Raw genomic sequence first — 16,934 nt, 5'->3', positions numbered from 1 at the left:
CGGCGCTTCAGCGCGGGTCGAACATCGCGCGCTCGGGCACGAAGCGGCGCGGCGCGTAACCGAAGTCGCGCTGCGCGGGCGCCAGGTCGAACACGAGATCGCTGCGCATGCGCCGCACCGCCGCTTCGCCCAGGCCGGTGGCATGGCCGCTGGCCTGGGCGGCCAACAGCGCCAGGTTGAACACCGGCGACGGCAGCTCGATCAGCCGCGGCGGCGGCTCCAGCACGGCCAGCACGCGCGCGATCATTTCGCGATAGCTCAAAGTTTCGCCGCCCGGCAAGGCGTAGCCGCGGCCGTGGCTGGCCGGCGCCGACACGCAGGCGAACGCGGCTGCGGCGAGATCGTCCACGTGCACCGGCTGACGCAGCCCGGTGGCGTTGCGCGGCAAGGGGAAGCAGCCCCAGCGCTGCGCGATCGCGGCGATCCGGGTCAGGGTGGCGTCGCGGCCCGCGCCGTAGATCAGGGTCGGACGCAGCATGGTCGCGGCCGCGGCGCGTTCGCTGGCTTCAGCGAACAAGCTCGCTTCGCCCTCGCGCAGTCGCGCAGCGACGTCGCGTTCGTCGGGATCGGCCGAACCGCGCTTGGTCTCGACGCTGGTCGAGCCGAACGCCACCACGCGCGGCGCTTCGATGCGCGTAGCCGCGTACCAGCGCGCGAAGCCGTCGAGCGGACCGCAACTGAAGATCGCATCGACCCGGCGCGGCAGCTCGTCCAAGCGGGAGAAATCGCCGCGCAGCCAGTGCAGGCCCGGCTCGTCGTGATGGTCCTGGCGCGATACCGCGCTGACCCGCCAGCCGTCGCGCCGCAGCGCGCCCAACAGTGGCAGGCCGATCTGGCCGCTGGCCCCGAACACCAAGGCATGGCGCATGCCTCAGCTCCGCTGCGCCTGCGACGGCAGCACCATACGCAACCACAGATAGCCGATCACGGCCGAGATCACCGATGCGGCCAGCACGCCCAGCACCGCTTCCTCGTAATGCAGCGGGTTCTGGTAGGCCAGCGAGGCGATGAACAGGCTCATGGTGAAACCGATGCCGCACATCAGGCCCAAGCCGACCATCGCCCGCCGGTCCATGCCGGCGGGCAGCTTGACCCACCCCAGCGCGCGCAGCAGCAGGGCGATGCCGACGATGCCGATCGGCTTGCCGATCACCAGGCCCAGCATGATGCCCAGCGGCAACGCGGCCATGGCGTCGCCCAGACTCAAGCCACCCAGTACCAGGCCGGCATTGGCGAACGCGAACACCGGCAGGATCGCGTACGCGACCCAGGGATGCAGCGCGTGTTCCAGGGTTTCCAGCGGCGAATGCTCGTGCGCATCGTCGATCTGATTGGTCTTGTCGACGTGCGGAATCATCAGGCCGGTGGCGACGCCGGCCAGGGTCGCGTGCACGCCGGACTTGAGCACGCACACCCACAGCACCACGCCCAGCAACAGGTAGGGCGCCAGCGCGGTCACTCCGCGCCGGTTCAACAGCCACATCCCGGCCAGGGCCACGCCGGCCCAGATCAGCGCGGTCATCGACAGGCCGTGCGAGTAGAACAGCGCGATGATCAGGATCGCGATCAGGTCGTCGATCACCGCGATCGTCGACAGCAGCAGTTTCATCGCCGCCGGCACGCGCGAACCCAGCAAGGCCAGCACGCCCAGAGCGAAGGCGATGTCGGTCGCGGTCGGCACCGCCCAGCCGCGCATGGCGTCGGCGTCGCCTCGGTTCATGGCGTAGAACAACAGCGCCGGCACCGCCACGCCCGCGCTCGCGCAGGCCAGCGGCAGGATCAGCTGGGCACGGCCGGCGAGCTGGCCGCTGAGCATCTCGCGCTTGATCTCCAGCGCCACCAGCAGGAAGAAGATCGCCATCAGCCCGTCGTTGATCCACAACAGCGCCGGCTTGGCGATGTCGAGCGCGCCGATCCGCACCTGCACCGGCAATTGCCGGAACGATTCGTAGGCCTCCTGCAGCGGCGAGTTGGCGGCGATCAGGGCCAGCGCGGCGGCGGCGATCAGGACCAAACCGCCCGCGGCCTCCAGGCGGAAGAATTCGCTCAGGGCGCGCAGGGCGCGGGTCGATACCGGGCGCGCTGGCGAAGGAGTGACGGGTGTATTCATGCCCGCAGTATATCGACCCGATGTATCCAGCCGGTTGGCATCAACGGTGCAGCATCGCCAGTTCGAAGCCGACCCAGGCCAGCAGTGCGATCAGCAGGATCGCGCCCTCGCCCTTGCTCACGCGCAGATCGCCGCGCAGCATCGGATACAGCATCAGCGCGAACGCGATCGCCGCCGGCAGCTCGAAGCGCACGAACGACGCCGGCAGCGCCACCGCGTTCCAGGCCGCCATGCCGCCGACCACGATCAGCAGATTGAACAGGCTGGAGCCGATCACGTGGCCGACCACGATGTCGCCCTGGCCGCGGCGCGCGGCGGCGATGGCCGCGGCGGCCTCGGGCAGCGCGGTGCCGATCGCGACCGGCAGCAGGCCGGTGAGCAGCGGGGTGAGGCCCAGCGAGGCGCCCAGCCGCGGCGCCGCGCCGACCACGAACTTGGAGCCGAAGTACAGCAGCACCGCGGCGATGACGAAGCGCAGCAGATTGAGGCCGAGGTCGGTGCGGGTGCGCGCGAACGCGGCGATCGCGTCCTGCAACTCCGGCGCCTCATGCCGGGTGCGCGCCATCGCGTAGGCGACCACGGCGACGAAGGCAACCACCAGGCCGGTGCCCTCGGCGCGGCTGAGCACGCCGTCCAGGCCGAGCACGATCACCGCCGCCGTGCCCAGAATCAGCACCAACAGCAGCGGCGCCAGCGAACGCCAGCGCACCAGCAGCGGCGCGGCGAAGGCGGCCAGGCCCAGGGTCAGGCCGAAGTTGACGATATTGCTGCCGACCGCGTTGCCCAGGGCCAGGCCCTGCTCGCCGCGCACGACCGCCTGCAGATTGACCGCCAGCTCCGGCAGCGAGGTGCCGAACGCGACCAGCGCCAGCCCGGCCATGAACGGCGACGCGCCGAAACGCTGCGCCAGCCCGGACGCGCCCTTGACGATGGAATCGCCGCCCAGCGCCAGCAGCACCAATCCCAGCACGAACAAGCCGATGGCTTCGAGCATGGCGTCATTCCCCTTGCGGTTAAGCCCCGATTCTATGCCGAGTGCGGGGCGCCGCGTCCATGGCCGGCCGCTCTGCGCGCCGGCAGCGACCCGCAGGCTGCGGTGAGCGCAGCCAACCGCACCGTCGCCATGCCCCGGCGCACTCGCCTCGGCACCATCAGCGCACCTTGCCGGTCCCTGCTGGAATCAGGAGCAGCCTTCGACGTAGTCGACCTGCGGCGCCAGGCCGACGCGCCAGGCGGTGACCTTGCCGCCGACGACCTCGAACAGCAGCACGCCGGCCCCGCCGGCAACGTCCTTGATCCGCCAGTACTGGCCGTCGTCGACGTACTTGTGCGGCTGCTGTTCGATCCGCCCCGGATAGAGGGCGCGGATCTCGTCCGCGCTCATGCCGATCTTGCCGCCGCCGGGCGCGCTCAGGCCGGCATCGCTGTGGTTTTCGTAGCGGACCAGCTTCTCGCCTTCGATCATGAAGGCGGGCGTTTGAGCCTTCGAGCCCGGCTCCAGGTAGTAGCAGCCGCCGGCCTCATCGGCCTTGCCGGCCGCCTCGGGTCCGAGCTTCTTCCGTGCCTCGTCGGCGCCCATGCCCAGACGCAGGTCGCCGTAGCCGTCCATGCGCGCCAGCGCGTCGGCGGCCGGCGTCAGCGGCGTGGGCGCGGTGGCCGGCGGCACGTCTTCGGCCGGCTGATCGTTCGCCGCAGGCGGCGCCGCGGCTGATGTCGTGGCTTCGTCGGCAGCGCGATCGCCGCAGGCGGACAGGGCCAGGCTCAACACCAGTGCGCTCGCGCACGGCCACGGCAGGATCGAACGGCGCTTCATCGACACGGCCCCCGCTGCAAAGCAGCGCATGAAAGACGCGCGCAGCCTAGCGGCCGCATGTGAACGGCGCGCGAAGCGCCACACGCCACATCACGCCGTATGCGGCGGTTCGAAATTCCGACGCAGGCCGGCCCAGCAGGCCTGGTACTCGCGCTGACGGTGCGGCGCCTCGACGGCCTGCGCGGTCGGGCGGATCACCGCGCGGGTCTCGAACATGAAAGCCATGGTGCCGCCGATCACGTCGGGCTTGCTCAGGTCGGCGCGGCTGGCCTTGTCGAACGTGGCCGCATCCGGGCCGTGCCCGCTCATGCAGTTGTGCAGCGAGGCGCCGCCGGGCACGAAGCCTTCGGCCTTGGCGTCGTAAGCGCCGCGGATCAGGCCCATGAATTCGCTGGCGACGTTGCGGTGGAACCACGGCGGGCGGAAGGTGTGCTGCGCGACCAGCCAACGCGGCGGGAAGATCACGAAATCCAGGTTGGCCGTGCCGGGCGTGTCGCTGGGCGAAGTCAGCACGGTGAAGATCGACGGGTCCGGATGGTCGAAGCTGATCGAACCGATGGCGTTGAAGCAGCGCAGGTCGTACTTGTACGGCGCGTAATTCCCGTGCCAGCCGACCACGTCCAGCGGCGAGTGCCCGAGGTCGGCACGCCACAAATGGCCCTGGAACTTGGCGATCAGCTCGAACTCGCCGTCGACGTCTTCGTAAGCTGCGTTCGGGGTCAGGAAGTCGCGCGGATTGGCCAGGCCGTTGGCGCCGATCGGGCCCAGGTCGGGCAAACGCATCAAGGCGCCGAAGTTCTCGCAGACGTAGCCGCGGGCGACGCCGTCGGGCAGCTCGACCCGGAAGCGCACGCCGCGCGGGATCACCGCGATTTCCTGCGGCTCGACGTCGAGCACGCCCAGCTCGGTCGCCAGCACCAGGCGGCCGTGCTGCGGCACGATCAGCAGTTCGCCGTCGGCGTCGTAGAAGAAGCGTCCGTCCATCGAGCGATTGGCCGCGTACACATGCACGCCGACGCCGTGCTGGGACAGCGGCGAGCCGTTGCCGGCCATGGTGTAGAGGCCGTCGACGAAATCGACCGGCGTGTCCGGCATCGGCAGCGGATCCCAACGCAGCTGGTCGGGCGAGACCGGGCCGTGTTCGAAATCGTTGTGCAGCTGCGCCTGCGGGTACGCAGCGAACGTGCCGTGCATGGCCGAGGGGCGGATCCGGTACAGCCAGCTGCGCCGGTTCTCGCCGCGCGGGGCGGTGAAAGCGGTGCCCGACAGCTGCTCGGCGTAGAGCCCGTAGGCGACCTGCTGCGGCGAGTTCTGGCCCTGCGGCAGCACGCCGGTGTAGACCTCGGTCGCGAACTCGTTGCCGAAGCCGCTCATGTAGCCGCGCGCGGCCACCCGTTGCGCATCGCGCTCGGGCATCGAAATCACGTTGTCGCTGTCGTTGGCGGCGGTGTTCATACGGGCTCGCTGGGCTATTGGGTGCGCGGCTGAAATCTTCGGGCGATCAGGCCAGATTACGCTGGGTCGCCCGCTCGATGATCAGCGCCAACTCGGTCGCGAGCTCCAATATCTGCGCCGTGTCCGCGCGCAGCACCGCAATCGCGTGCAGCTCTTCGCTGTAATGCTGACCGAGCAGCAGCAGCTCGTAGCCGCCGTTGTCTTTGGCACGCTGGATCAACTGCTGATCCAGCCAGACGAAATACTCGTCCGGCAGGAAATAGCGACCACCTTCGTGCAAGGGATAGTCCGGCAGCGGATCGGCGAAGAAATCGCTGATCCGCTCATGCACTTCGTCGATCTTGTCGCCGACCGCGGTGAAATCGTTGAGCTTGAATATGATCGCGGTCTGCATCAATTCTTCGGACGTGGGCTCATACAGCCAGTCCAGGTCCGGATCGTCCGCCGCGTCATCGATGGCGGCGACGGTCGATTCCAGCTCCTCCGGCTCGAGCTCGCGGGACGTCAGCAGATCGACGAGTTCCTTCAGCATGGCGATTCCTTCGCGGCGCTCGCCTATTACAGCACGCCGCGGCGCATCTGGTCGCGCTCGATGCTCTCGAACAGGGCCTGGAAGTTGCCTTCGCCGAAACCTTCGTTGCCCTTGCGCTGGATGATCTCGAAGAAGATCGGGCCGATCGCGTTCTGGGTGAAGATCTGCAGCAGCTTGCGCTGGTGGGTTTCCGGGTCGGCGTCGATCAGGATCTTGTTCCTGGCCAGGCGCGGCACGTCCTCGCCGTGGTTGGGCACTCGCTGGTCGATCACGTCGAAGTAGGTGTCCGGCGTGTCCAGGAACGCGACGCCCTGCGCGCGCATCGCTTCGACCGTCTCGTAGATGTTGTCGGTGAAGCAGGCGATGTGCTGGATGCCTTCGCCGTGGTAGGCGTCGAGGTATTCGTTGATCTGCGACTTGGGATCGCTGGACTCGTTGAGCGGAATGCGCACCACGCCGTCCGGCGCGGTCATCGCCTTGGACACCAGGCCGGTCTTGGCGCCCTTGATGTCGAAGTAGCGAATCTCGCGGAAGTTGAACAGACGCTCGTAGTAGTCCGACCACTTCTGCATGTTGCCGAAGTAGAGGTTGTGGGTGAGGTGGTCGATGAAGGTCAGGCCGAACCCGGCCGGGTTCTGCGGCGCGCCCTGCACCGGCAGGTAGTCCTCGTACATGCTGCCCTTGTCGCCGTAGCGGTCGATCAGGTACAGCATGCAGTCGCCGATGCCCTTGACCACCGGCGCGTCGACCGCGCGGCTGTCGGCCTTGTCGACGATCGCTTCGCCGCCGTTGCCGAGCACGGCCTCCAGCACGCTCGCGCCGGGCTGCTTGAAGCGGATCGCGAAGCCGCAGGCGCAGGGGCCGTGGGCCTTGGCGAAGTCGGCGGCGAAGCTGTCCGGGTCCTCGTTGACCAGGAAGTTCACCCCGCCCTGGCGGTAGACCGTGATCGGACGGTTCTTGTGGTGCAGCACGGCGCTGAAGCCGAGCTTGCGGAAATAGTCGTGCAGCATCTCGCCCTGGCCGGCCGGGGCGGCGAACTCGACGAACTCGAAGCCGTCGATGCCCAGGGGATTTTCGAACGTGGTGACCTGCATGCCGAGGTTGGGCTGCGCATTCATGGCATTGTTCTCAGGTAGCGGCCGGATCCGCGAGGGCCGGCCTGGTGCGAAGAGCGTTTATAGTTTCACATGAAACCATATGCAAGCAAGGTACAGCGCAGCATGAACAAGCCCCGCCCCCGCCATGCCGAACTCGACCTCGAGCATTTCCTGCCCTACCGGCTTTCGGTGCTGTCCAACCGGGTCAGCAGCGCGATCGCCCGGGTCTACTCGGAACGCTTCGCCCTGAGCGTGACCGAGTGGCGGGTAATGGCCGTGCTGGGCCGCTATCCGGGGCTGTCGGCGAACGAGGTCGCCCAGCGCACGGCCATGGACAAGGTCGCGGTCAGCCGCGCCGTGGCCCGCCTGACCGAGGCCGGCCGCCTGGCCCGCGAAACCCACGACGACGACCGCCGGCGCTCGGTGCTGCAGCTGTCGCCGGACGGCTACAAGATCTACGACGAGGTCGCGCCGCTGGCGCTGGCCTTCGAGCGCAAGCTGCTCGGGGATATGGACGCGGCCGAGCGCGAGTTGCTGTTCCGGCTGCTGGATCGGCTGGACGAGCTGGAGATACGGGCCGAAGCGGAGCTACCGGTCGCGAACTGAGCGCTCGCCGGCTTTGGGGTAGGAGCGGCGTAAGCCGCGACCGCGCGACTTCGGCCGTGACGCGGTCGCGGCTTACGCCGCTCCTACCCCAAGCCAAACCCAACCCCAGGACCCAGGACGCACGAACCTGGCGCCCCGACCGGCGCTTACTCCCCGCAGCGCCGGTACTCGAACGGGATGCGCTGCGGCTTGCCGTCGCGCCCCGGCCCGGCGATCTCGGCGTGCAGGCGCTCGCCGTCGCGGCGGTATTCGATGCTTTGCGGGAAATCGTGCGCGGGATTCTCGAAGCGGACCCGGTTGGCGCCGCCGTCGCTGCGTGCGAACGCGGTCGCCGGGCCGCCGCCAGGCTGGGCCAGGTACGTCGCCACGCCGTCCACCGGTTCGATACGCAGGAACTCGAAGCTGGTGACCTCGCCGGCGCGGACCGTGCGCGACACGCCGTAGAGACGGCCTTGCGCGGCCGGCAACCAGGTTTCGTCGATGCGCTCGCCGCCGGCCTCGCTGCACCAGTGGCCGGCCATCCAGCCCAGGCCGGGGTCGGCCGCCTCACTGGCCGGCGCCGGCGACCCGGCCAGCAGCAGCGCCGGGGCCATCAGGTGTATGGCGATCTTCATGGGCACCCTTCTCTGTGATCGGCTGGCTGGTGGAAACACTTAAGCTCGGGCTCGATGGTGGCACGGACTGCGCCCGAACGCGCCGCGCGCCAGCTCCGCCCAAACGCGAACGGCGGCCGTAGCCGCCGTTCGTACTGCAGCCGATCCGCCGCTTACTTCACGCCATGCATCAGCTTGTTGATGAAGGGTGCGAACAGCAGGAAGGCCACGCCCATGCCGAAGCCGGCGTAGGCGATGTGGGTGTAGGTGGCCGAGTACTGCGCCAGGCCGCCCAGATCGCCGCCCGAGGCCACCGCCGCGACCAGGCCGGCGACGTAGTTGCCGATCGCCGAGCACAGGAACCAGGCGCCCATGGCCATGCCGGTGTCCTTGGGCGCGGCCAGCTTGGACACCATCGACAGGCCGATCGGCGACAGGCACAGCTCGCCCATGGTGTTGAACAGGTAGGCCAGCACCAGCATTTCCCAGGGAATGCGTCCGTTGCCGTCGGCCATGTAGGAAATGCCGGCGATCAGCACGGTGAAGCCCACCGCCACCAGCAGCAGCGCCAGCGCGAACTTGCGCGGCACCGACGGGTTCCAGTTGCGCTGGTCCAGACGCGGCCAGGCCCAGGCGAACAGCGGCGCCAGCGCGATGATGAACACCGAGTTCGCCGACTGGAACAAGGTGAAGTCGAACGGCGCGTCGACGTGGTCCTTGGCGAAGAAGTTGAGCGAGGTGCCGGCCTGCTCGAACATGCCCCAGAACAGGATCTTGGCCAGGAACAGCAGCAGCATGGCGATGTAGCGGTGCATCTGCACCTTGTCGCCGCTGCGCAGGCTGCCGCCGACGAAGTAGATGCTCAGGCCGACCATCATCGCCAGCAGGATGTAGCCGACGATCTGGGTCCGGCTGAGCATCAGGTAGATCACCGGCACCGAGGCGATGCAGCCCAGCAGCACCTTGAACACGCGTGCGCGATTGTGCTGCGGCGCCGGCGATTCGCCGATGTGGCCGAGCTGGCCGCGCAGCCAATGGAACATCATCAGGCCGAAGATCATGCCCACGCCGGCGGTGAAGAAACCCCAGCGGTAGCCGTAGTACTTGCCGATGATCGCGCCGCACACGATCGGCGCGAGCATGCCGCCGACGTTGATGCCCATGTAGAAGATGGTGAAGCCCGAATCGCGGCGCGCGTCGTCGGGCGCGTACAGGCGCCCGACCATGGCCGAGATGTTCGGCTTGAACAGGCCGTTGCCGACCACGATCACCGCCAGGCCCAGCAGGAACCAGGTCAGCTGCGGAATCATCAGCAGGAACAGGCCCACCGCCATGATCGTGCCGCCGAGCACGATCGACGGCCGGTAGCCGAGATAACGGTCGGCGACGAAACCGCCGAACAGGCCGGTGGCGTAGATCAGCGCGGTGTAGGCGCCGTAGGTCAGGCTGGCCTGGGCGCGCGCCTCGCCTTCCGGCAACAGGCTGAAGAACGTGGTGGCGACGTACACGGCCAGCAGCGCGCGCATGCCGTAGTAGGCGAAGCGCTCCCACATTTCGGCGCCGAACAGCATCCACAACGCGCGCGGGTGGCCGACCAGCTCGCCGGGCGGCGGCGCGAGGAATTCCGGTGGGTTCCGGTTGACGGTATTCATTCGGTGTCTCGACTCCAGATGCAGCGACGCCACGGCCGGGGACTACCGGCCGTGGCGCGCATGGGCTTGCTCTCGGCGGCTGCGCTTACTTGACGCCGTGCATCAACCGGTTGATCAGCGGCGCGATCAGGAACAGCAGCACGCCCGCGCCGGCCAGGATGTAGAAGCCGGTGGTGTAGGCGGTCAGCGCCGAGGCCGTGGTCATGCCGGTCTCGCCGCTGGCCTGGCCGGCGAAGATGCCGGCGAGGTTGTTGCCGATGGAGATTGACAGGAACCAGGCGCCCATGGCGAAACCGGTCAGGCGCGCCGGGGCCAGCTTGGTCACCATCGACAGGCCGATCGGCGACAGGCACAGCTCGCCGATCGACTGGATCCAGTACACCGCGAACAGGGTCCAGAACGGGATCTTGCCGGTGTCCGGCGCGATCAGGTTGACCAGCGCGAACATCAGCAGCAGGAAGGCCAGGCCATTGAAGATCAGGCCCAGGCCGAACTTGCGCGGGATCGACGGATTGGCGCGGCCCATCCGCACCCAGATCCAGGCGATCACCGGCGCCAGGGTGATGATGGCCACCGAGTTCACGCTCTGGAACCACGACACCGGGAATTGCTTGTCGCCGGCCAGCGCCATGAACAGGCTCTCGAAGCCGATGCTGCGATCGACGATCTTCTCGGCCAGGAAGTTGAACGAGCTGCCGGCCTGCTCGAAGAAGCACCAGAAGAACACGTTGAAGGTCAGGATGATCAGCATCGCGATCACCTTGTCGCGCGGGACCTTGCCCTCGCGGATGCCTTCCACCACCAGCATGATGGCCGGCACGATCAGCAGCGCTATCAGAACGTATTGCAGCACCATCGCGTTGATGGTGAGCAGGAAGTAGAACACCGGAATCGCGATCAGCACGGCGCCGGCCAGAACCAGCAGGCTGCGGGTAACGCTGGTCTTGTCGGCCGGCGGCCGGCCGATGCCCTTGAGCTGGGCGCGGCCGAACCAGAACCACACCAGGCTGAACAGCATGCCGACGCCCGATGCGATGAACACCACCTTGTAGGCCGGCATGCCGTTGACGCCGAACACCTTCTGAGCCAGGTACTGGGTCAGCAACGGGGCCAGGAACGCGCCCAGGTTGATGCCCATGTAGAAGATGGTGAAGCCCGAATCGCGGCGCTCGTCGCCCTGCAGATAGAGCTTGCCGACCATGGTCGAGATGATCGGCTTGAACAGGCCGTTGCCGACGATGATCGTGGCCAGGCCGAGCTTGAACATCGCTTCGGTCGGCGAGGCCAGCAGGAACAGGCCGGTCGCCATGATCGTCGCGCCGAGCAGGATCGAGCGCTGGTAGCCGATCAGCTTGTCGGCGATGTAGCCGCCGAAGATCGCCGAGGCGTAGACCAGCGCCAGGTAGGCGCCGTAGAGCTCGTTGGCGGGCTTTTCGAAGCCGGCGTCGCCGCCGTGGAACTGCGCGACGATGTACAGCACCATCGCCCAGCGGATGCCGTAGAACGCGAAGCGCTCCCAGAATTCCGACATGAACAGCATCCACAGGGGCTTGGGATGCCCGAGGACCTGCTTGAATTCCGGAATGGGCACTTCGCCCGGCGTCGTTGCGGCTCCGCTCATGCGGTGTCCCCCGTGTGTCGAAACTGAATGAGATTGCCCTTGCCGGCGGCACGGGATCGGGGAGATTTACCGGCTGTCGCCGGTCCCGTCAAACCTTTGTGAAGGCGCGCGAGTATTGCTGCAGCGCAGCAACACACTCCTGGTGCCACGCGCAAATGCGTGAATAGGCCCCGGTTTTGCCCAATCCCTCCGCTGGGCTTGCCGGTCGGTGGCGGCAAGGGCGCTCGGAGTCGACCGGCGACTTGGCAACGCCCGCTAACCGGCCTGCCTGGAGCCCGGCCCGGGGAATGCCCGCGAACCCGCCGTTGCGCCGGAATCGTCCGCCCAAGCTCCCAAACGAATCAGGCCGGCGCCGCGGCCAGAGCCTCGCCCAGCAGACGCTCGAACGCGGGATGGGCCGCGCCGAGGCAGCGCACGGCCTCGTCGCGTTCGCACCAGCGCACCTCGTCGTGTTCGTCGGTCTGGCGGTTGTGCGGTTCGCCCTGCCAGGCGGTGACCACGTACAGGTGCAGCCGCCACGGCGCCGGTTGCGCGCCTTCGATGGTCTCCAGGCGCCGCAGGCGGGTCGGACGGATGCCCACTTCCTCGTCCAGTTCGCGGGTGAGCGCGTCCAGTTCGCTCTCGCCGGCCTCGACGTGGCCGCCGAACACGTCCCAGGCCCCGGCCAGCAGTTCGCGATCGGCGGTGCGCCGGCCCAGCAGCACGCGGCCGCCGCAGACCAGGAATGCGCCGACGCACTCGTGCACCCGCGCGCTCACGGCGGGGTCGATGCGCCGCTGGGGCCGATGCTGGTACGCACTTCGAACAGCTCCGGAAAGAAGGTCAGTTCCAGGGCCTGCTTGAGGAAGCCCACGCCGCTGGAACCGCCGGTGCCGCGCTTGAAGCCGATGATGCGCAGCACCGTGCGCATGTGGCGGAAGCGCCACAGCTGGAACTGGGTCTCGACGTCGACCAGGTCCTCGCACAGCGCGTACTCGCGCCAGTACACGTCGGTGTTTTCGTAGATGCGCTCGAACACCGGCTGCAGCGCCGGATCGGCGACATGCGGCTGGCGCCAGTCGCGTTGCAGGTGCGAGGCCGGAATCGCATGGCCGAAGCGCGCCAGGTACATCAGGAATTCGTCGTACAGGCTGGGCGCGGACAGCGCGCGCTCGAGTTCGGCCTGGGCATTGGGGTCGTGCGCGAACACCCGCAGCATGCCTTCGTTCTTGTTGCCCAGCATGAACTCGATGGTGCGGTACTGCAGCGACTGGAAGCCCGACGACGGCCCCAGGGTGTCGCGGAAGCCCATGTATTCCGACGGCGTCAGCGTCTCCAGCACCGACCACTGCTCGGTCAGCTGACGCAGCACCTGCTTGCAGCGCGCGAGCACCTTCTGGCACTGCCAGACCTGATCGTTGCGCAGGTGTTCCAGCGCCGCGCTGAGCTCGTGGATGATCAGCTTCATCCACAGCTCCGAGACCTGGTGCTGGATGATGAACAGCAATTCGTCGTGATGCGGCGGGTCGGCACGGCCGTGCTGCGCCGACAGCAGCCGGTCCAGCTGCAGGTAGCCCGCATAGGTGATCCGTCCCTGCAGATCGGTGTGGATCCCGGTCTCCAGTTCGCGCTGGTTCTTTTCGACGGTCATCGCGGTTCTCGCTTGGGGGCGCAAAGCGTACCGCAGGGCACGCCATCCGGACGGTCAACCCCCATCACCGTATGGTATGCCGTCATGCGCTTGAAATGCCGATTTGTGACGATTGAGGCACAATCTTGCCTGCCCGCGTCAGGGGAGCACTCCTGGGGAATCTTTGGGCGGGCGGTATCCAACGGGGAAAAACATGGACAAGTTCTTAGGCCGCTGCGCGGCCGTGGCTTTAGCGTTCCTGATTTCCGGCGGCGCCCAGGCGCAGGTCGTGATCAGTCAGGTCTACGGCGGGGGCGGCAATTCCGGCGCCACGCTGAAAAGCGACTTCATCGAATTGCGCAACAACGGCGCCACGCCGGTCGATCTGAGCGGATGGAGCGTGCAATACGCATCCTCCGCCGGCACCAGCTGGGCGCGCACCGCGCTGACCGGCACGATTCCCGCCGGCGGCTACTACCTGATCAAGCAGGCCGACGGCGCCGGCGGCACCGTCGATCTGCCCACGCCCGACGCGACCGGCACGCTGGCGATGGCCGGCACCGCCGGCAAGGTCGCGCTGGTCAACAACAACATCTCGCTGAGCGGCGCCTGCCCGGTCGGCGGCGCCACCGTGATCGACTTCGTCGGTTACGGCACCGCCGCCACCTGCTCGGAAACCGCGCCGACCGCGACGCTGACCAATAGCACCGCGGCGCTGCGCAAGAACGACGGCGCCACCGACACCGGCAACAACAGCGCCGACTTCAGCACCGGTGCGCCGACGCCGCGCAACACCGGTACCGCGCCGCCGGAACCGCCGGAGCCGCCGGTCGCGCTGACCATCGCCCAGATCCAGGGCGACGGCCTGCTGTCGCCGCATGACGACAAGCTCGTGGTCACCGAGGGCATCGTCACCGCGCGCAAGTTCAACAACGGCTTCTTCCTGCAAAGCGCCAACGACGACGGCAACCCGGCCACCTCCGAAGCGGTGTTCGTGTTCACCGGCGCCGCGCCGCCGGCCAGCGCCGCCGTGGGCAACCGCGTGCGCGTGACCGCCAAGGTCGACGAGTTCACCCCGCCGTCCAACCCGAACCAGCTCAGCATCACCGAACTGGTCTCGCCGACGGTGGAGTTGCTGGAAACCGGTGTCGCCGTGCCCGCCGCGGTCGAACTGACCTCGGCCGAGCTCGGCGCCAACGCCACTCCCGGCACGCTCGAACGCCTGGAAGCGATGCGGGTGAGCGTGGCCCAGTCGGTCGCAGTCTCCGGCAGCGACGGCAGCATCGACGAGGACGACGCCAACTCCTTCAGCGACGGCGTGTTCTACGTGCGTCTGCCGGAAGTGGCGGTGCCGTTCCGCGAGCCCGGCATCGGCATCATGGACACGATCCCGATCCCGCCCGGCAAGAACCCGCCGCGCTTCGATACCAACCCCGAGCGCCTGATGGTGCGCAGCCGCGGCCAGATCGGCGCCCTGCCGCTGTCGGTCGACGGCCAGGCCGCCATCTCCGGCCTGGTGGGCGTGCTCGACTACTTCGCCGGCACCTGGGCGCTGCTGCCCGACACCGCGACCCCGCCGACTTCCGCCGGCGGCAAGCAGCCCGAAGCGGTGGCCGACGCCGGTTACGAAGACATCACCATCGGCGGCTTCAACCTGCTGCGCTTCTTCGACGAAATCGCCGAGAGCAACGGCGCGCCGACCCTGAAGCCCGAAGCGGTGGAGAAGCGCCTGGGCAAGACCTCGGCCGCGATCTGCCAGTACCTGAAGACGCCGGACATCCTCGGCGTGGTCGAGGTCGAGAACGTCAGCATCCTCGGCCGCCTCGCCGACCGCATCAACGCCAACTGCCCCAGCGCTCCGGGCTACGTGCCCTACCTGGTGTCGGGCAACGATCCGGGCGGCATCAACGTCGGCTTCCTGGTCGCCGCGCGCGACAACGGCGCCGGCCAGCCGCGCGTCGAGGTCGTCGAAGTGGTGCAGTACGGCAAGGACGCGACCTTCGCCAACCCGAACGGCAGCACCGCCCTGCTCAACGACCGCCCGCCGCTGCTGCTGCGCGCGATCGTGCACCAGGACAACGGCGCGTCCTACCCGATCACGGTGATCGCCAACCATCTGCGCTCGCTCAACGGCATCGACGATGTCGCCTCCGGCGGCAACGGCTGGTCCAGCGAGGGCGCGCGCGTGCGCGCCAAGCGCGGTGCGCAGGCGGCCTACCTGGCCGGCCTGATCGAGCAGCTGCAGCAGACCAACCCGAACGAGAAGATCGTGCTGGTCGGCGACTTCAACGCGTTCGAGTTCAACGACGGCTACACCGATGTCCTGGGCATCATCAAGGGCGAGGAAGCCGCCGAAGACCAGGTCCTGACCTACGTCGACAGCCCGCTGACATCGATCTTCGTCGACGGCTCGCAGCTGATCGCCGATCCGGCCCAGCGCTACTCGTACGTGTTCGAAGGCAACGCGCAGACCCTGGACCACGTGCTGGTCAACGAAGCGCTGGTGATGGACAACGTCGGCCTGTCGGTCGACCACGCCCGCATCAACGCCGACTTCGGCGTGTTCCGCTTCGGCGACGCCAGCCAGCCGCTGCGCGTGTCCGACCACGACCCGGTGCGCCTGGTCCTGAGCGTGCCCGGCTTCCGCAGCGCCGATCTGGCGGTGACCGCCGCCGCCAGCCCGGCCAGCGTCCGCGCCGGCCAGACCGCGACCTACACCGCCAGCGTGTTCAACGCCGGTCCGAACGCCGCCGACGCCGCCGCCGTGGCCTTCGTGTTCGACGCCCTGGTGGCGCCGGTCGCGACCGCACCGGCCGGCTGGACCTGCGCCGCGCCGGTGCAGGATGCGACCACCACCACCGTCACCTGCACCACCGCCAGCCTGGCTTCGCAGGCTTCGGCCTCGTTCTCGCTGAACGTGGTCGTCCCGGCCCTGCCCAGCGGCACCCCGCTGCGCGTGGCGGTGGCGGCGCAGTCGCAGACCCGGGATCCGGCCAACGGCGACAACCAGGCTTCGGCCGAGGTCGTCGTCACCACCCTGGCCGACCTGTCGGTGAAGATCGCCGGCGGCGCGCTGCCGGTGCGCAAGGGCGCGATCGCGACCTTCCTGGTCCCGGTGAGCAACGCCGGTCCGGACGCCGCGGCCCAGCCCAAGCTGATTCTGACCGGCAACGTCTCGGTCTCGGCCGCGGCGGTCGCCGCTCCGGCAGGCTGGACCTGCGCCCGCACCTCGGTGCCGACCGGTTTCCGCGCCGAGTGCAGCCGCAACGGCAGCATGAGCCGCGGCACCCAGTGGTTCGCGCTGGCGGTGGTCGTGCCGGAACGCCCGGCCGTGGGCAGCGCCCTGGAGTTTGGTGCCAACATCGGCGCCGACACCCCGGACCCGGTCCCCGGCAACAACAGCGACACGATCAGCGTGCAGATCCGCCGCTGATCCGCAACACCGGTAGGACCGAAAGGGCGCGGCGCAAGCCGCGCCCTTTTCGTTTGCGCCGCCCGCCTCTTCGCCATGGGGTAGGAGCGGCGTGAGCCGCGACTGCGGCAATACGACTACGACGACACCATCGCCAGCATGCGCGGTTCCGGGTCGCGGCTCACGCCGCTCCTACCCCGAGGCACCGCGGCTCCATACGCCTGCGTCCGCCGCCCGCCTAGCCCTTTCCGCACTTTTTTGCATGCCGCAGCGCGCAACGGCGCTTAACACGCCTTTGGGTATCATCTGGCACACCACGCAACGGCCGCCGCTAGGGCCGCTGCGGCAGCGCCAGGTCCGCAGCGAGCCGCACACCGCCGCCTCGGACCCAGCCAGTCTGAACGGTCTGCGCGCCGGCACTGGATCCGGGCGGG

Annotated in this window: 14 protein-coding genes; 2 read left to right on the top strand and 12 right to left on the bottom strand. The window is 68.4% G+C overall.

The features are described 5' to 3' along the window. Positions 1 to 7: 7 nt before the first annotated feature. The 7 genes from ASE10_RS11170 to hppD all read right to left on the bottom strand — a co-directional run bounded on the left by ASE10_RS11170 (position 8) and on the right by hppD (position 7,028). Positions 8 to 868, bottom strand: coding sequence for a nucleoside-diphosphate sugar epimerase (locus ASE10_RS11170; RefSeq protein WP_055908971.1), 861 nt, complete (start codon positions 866 to 868; stop codon positions 8 to 10). Positions 869 to 871: 3 nt separating this feature from the next. Beyond that, on the bottom strand, positions 872 to 2,110 hold the full coding sequence (gene nhaA / locus ASE10_RS11165; RefSeq protein ID WP_055908975.1) for a Na+/H+ antiporter NhaA: 1,239 nt from the start codon (positions 2,108 to 2,110) through the stop codon (positions 872 to 874). 40 nt (positions 2,111 to 2,150) lie between these two features. Further along, positions 2,151 to 3,104 carry a sodium:calcium antiporter gene (locus ASE10_RS11160; protein ID WP_055908977.1) on the bottom strand — a complete coding sequence of 318 codons (954 nt, stop codon included), beginning with the start codon at positions 3,102 to 3,104 and terminating at the stop codon, positions 2,151 to 2,153. Between the two features lie 186 nt (positions 3,105 to 3,290). Then, complete coding sequence (locus tag ASE10_RS11155; protein WP_157480851.1) at positions 3,291 to 3,923, bottom strand: lectin; 633 nt, start codon at positions 3,921 to 3,923, stop codon at positions 3,291 to 3,293. A gap of 90 nt (positions 3,924 to 4,013) precedes the next feature. Continuing rightward, entirely contained in the window at positions 4,014 to 5,339 is a 1,326-nt protein-coding gene (gene hmgA / locus ASE10_RS11150; protein ID WP_055909405.1) for a homogentisate 1,2-dioxygenase, read from the bottom strand. 85 nt (positions 5,340 to 5,424) lie between these two features. Continuing rightward, on the bottom strand, positions 5,425 to 5,910 hold the full coding sequence (locus ASE10_RS11145; RefSeq protein WP_055908980.1) for a hypothetical protein: 486 nt from the start codon (positions 5,908 to 5,910) through the stop codon (positions 5,425 to 5,427). Positions 5,911 to 5,936: 26 nt separating this feature from the next. Further along, on the bottom strand, positions 5,937 to 7,028 hold the full coding sequence (gene hppD / locus ASE10_RS11140) for a 4-hydroxyphenylpyruvate dioxygenase (RefSeq protein WP_055908984.1): 1,092 nt from the start codon (positions 7,026 to 7,028) through the stop codon (positions 5,937 to 5,939). 102 nt (positions 7,029 to 7,130) lie between these two features. Between hppD and ASE10_RS11135 the strand changes: the two genes are divergently transcribed. After that, entirely contained in the window at positions 7,131 to 7,613 is a 483-nt protein-coding gene (locus ASE10_RS11135; RefSeq protein WP_055908987.1) for a MarR family transcriptional regulator, read from the top strand. 146 nt (positions 7,614 to 7,759) lie between these two features. Here the strand turns inward: ASE10_RS11135 and ASE10_RS11130 are convergent, their stop codons facing one another. The 5 genes from ASE10_RS11130 to ASE10_RS11110 form a co-directional block, all read right to left on the bottom strand. Beyond that, a complete protein-coding gene (locus ASE10_RS11130) occupies positions 7,760 to 8,227 on the bottom strand; it encodes a DUF6265 family protein (protein ID WP_055908990.1) in 468 nt (155 codons plus the stop codon). Positions 8,228 to 8,379: 152 nt separating this feature from the next. Further along, complete coding sequence (locus tag ASE10_RS11125; protein WP_055908992.1) at positions 8,380 to 9,858, bottom strand: peptide MFS transporter; 1,479 nt, start codon at positions 9,856 to 9,858, stop codon at positions 8,380 to 8,382. Between the two features lie 85 nt (positions 9,859 to 9,943). After that, complete coding sequence (locus ASE10_RS11120) at positions 9,944 to 11,479, bottom strand: oligopeptide:H+ symporter (RefSeq protein ID WP_055909005.1); 1,536 nt, start codon at positions 11,477 to 11,479, stop codon at positions 9,944 to 9,946. 341 nt (positions 11,480 to 11,820) lie between these two features. After that, positions 11,821 to 12,237: an NUDIX domain-containing protein gene (locus ASE10_RS11115; protein ID WP_055909007.1), complete on the bottom strand. Its 417-nt coding sequence runs from the start codon at positions 12,235 to 12,237 to the stop codon at positions 11,821 to 11,823. Beyond that, positions 12,234 to 13,109: a tryptophan 2,3-dioxygenase family protein gene (locus tag ASE10_RS11110; protein WP_055909012.1), complete on the bottom strand. Its 876-nt coding sequence runs from the start codon at positions 13,107 to 13,109 to the stop codon at positions 12,234 to 12,236. The genes ASE10_RS11115 and ASE10_RS11110 overlap by 4 nt, the downstream gene beginning before the upstream one ends. Positions 13,110 to 13,302: 193 nt before the next feature. On the opposite strand from ASE10_RS11110, the gene ASE10_RS11105 reads away from it, so the two are divergent. Continuing rightward, positions 13,303 to 16,521, top strand: coding sequence for a lamin tail domain-containing protein (locus tag ASE10_RS11105; protein ID WP_055909016.1), 3,219 nt, complete (start codon positions 13,303 to 13,305; stop codon positions 16,519 to 16,521). The last annotated feature ends 413 nt before the right edge of the window (positions 16,522 to 16,934 follow it).

It is taken from the genome of Lysobacter sp. Root76, assembly GCF_001428685.1.
Taxonomy (GTDB): domain Bacteria; phylum Pseudomonadota; class Gammaproteobacteria; order Xanthomonadales; family Xanthomonadaceae; genus Lysobacter.
Note: the sequence above shows the minus strand (reverse complement) of the source record. Positions and strands in the feature narration are given on the sequence as shown.